The following is a 1435-nucleotide window of genomic DNA, read 5'->3' as shown; positions in this document are numbered from 1 at the left end:
AGATCCGGCTCGCCTGACCGGACATAATCGATCAGTGTGGTCTTCCACTGATACAGCGAATGGTCGCTCACGGCGTTCATCGCACTACACTCATTTCCGTTACACGCCCGCAAGGAGCCGGGGCATTCAGCGACATTAACGCCCCGATAGCCATCGAGTTTCAGGGCGGACGCGAAATGTTCCGTATCTGTGACAAACACAGGGACGATGAGCGGTTGATCACGGGCACCACGTCCCCTATGTCGCCGCTTTCCGCGAAAGACCGACATGCTTTTCACCTTCCTACTCGTCGTCCATGCCATCATCGCCGCACTCTTGGTGACGGTGATCCTCATGCAGCGTTCTGAGGGTGGCGGATTGACCAGCGGTGGCAGCCCATCGGGATTGATGTCGGCGCGTGGCGCTTCAAATTTTCTGACGCGTGCTACCGCCGTGCTGGCGGGGCTGTTCGTGGCGATGAGCATCACGCTGGCGGTGCTGGCAGCAACGCGCGGCAGCGATACGATCGACACCAGCCGCGCTGCCCAACCCACGCAGAGTGCACCAGCCAGCGGCTCGGCACCGGCAGTTCAGCCGACCGCGCCAGCCGCGCCGGCGGATAACAGCACCGTTCCACTCGCCAACTAAGCGGCATCAAACGTAACTTTATTTGGGGGCGTCCGGAGTCGGGCGCTTGCCCCTCCATGTGCATAACGGCTAGGCGAATACTCCCATGACGCGGTATATTTTCATCACCGGCGGCGTGGTCTCCTCGCTTGGCAAAGGCCTCATGGCTGCCAGCCTCGCCGCGCTGCTTCAAGCGCGTGGCTACACGGTCCGCATCCGCAAGTTCGATCCCTATCTCAATGTCGATCCGGGCACGATGTCGCCGTATCAGCACGGCGAAGTCTATGTGACTGACGATGGGGCGGAAACCGATCTCGATCTGGGCCATTATGAGCGGTTTACCGGGGTTTCGGCGCGCCAGTCGGACAATGTCACCTCTGGCCGGATTTACAGCCAGATCATCCAACGTGAGCGGCGCGGCGATTATCTGGGCGCGACGGTGCAGGTCATTCCGCACGTCACCGACGCGATCAAGGAATTCGCGCAGGCCGAGACCGACGGCCTTGATTTCGTGTTGTGCGAGATTGGCGGAACCGTTGGTGACATCGAATCGCTGCCGTTCATCGAAGCGATCCGCCAGCTCAAGAACGAACTGGGCCGGGGTCGTTCGATCAGTGTCCATGTGACCTTGGTGCCGTACATTGCCGCAGCGGGCGAACTGAAGACCAAGCCGACGCAGCATTCGGTGCGAGAACTGGCTTCGCTCGGTGTGCAGCCTGATGTACTGGTGTGCCGCTGCGAACACCCGTTGCCAGCGGGCGAACGCGCGAAAATTGCGCAATTCTGTAACGTCCCCGCCAGCGCGGTTATCCCCGCGCTCGACGCGGCC

Annotated in this window: 2 protein-coding genes and 1 pseudogene; 2 read left to right on the top strand and 1 reads right to left on the bottom strand. The window is 61.1% G+C overall.

The annotated features are described in order from the left end of the window. A pseudogene (locus U1769_RS24980) lies at nucleotides 1–269 on the bottom strand (hypothetical protein); the annotation flags it as partial. Between U1769_RS24980 and secG the strand changes: the two are divergent. After that, nucleotides 268–627 (top strand): preprotein translocase subunit SecG, encoded by a 360-nt coding sequence (gene secG / locus U1769_RS24975; RefSeq protein WP_332720864.1) that lies wholly within the window; start codon nucleotides 268–270, stop codon nucleotides 625–627. The pseudogene U1769_RS24980 and the gene secG sit on opposite strands and share 2 nt — an antisense overlap. An 85-nt stretch (nucleotides 628–712) precedes the next feature. Continuing rightward, a partial coding sequence (gene pyrG, locus U1769_RS24970) for a CTP synthase (protein ID WP_332720863.1) occupies nucleotides 713–1435 on the top strand: 723 nt, incomplete at its 3' end.

It is taken from the genome of Parasphingomonas zepuensis (assembly GCF_036663735.1).
GTDB lineage: Bacteria > Pseudomonadota > Alphaproteobacteria > Sphingomonadales > Sphingomonadaceae > Sphingomonas.
This window is presented reverse-complemented; position numbering and strand designations above follow the sequence as displayed.

Coding starts and splice junctions, on each gene's coding strand:
- secG (WP_332720864.1), top strand. CDS start 268: ATGCTTTTCACCTTCCTACTCGTCGTCCATGCCATCATCGCCGCACTC.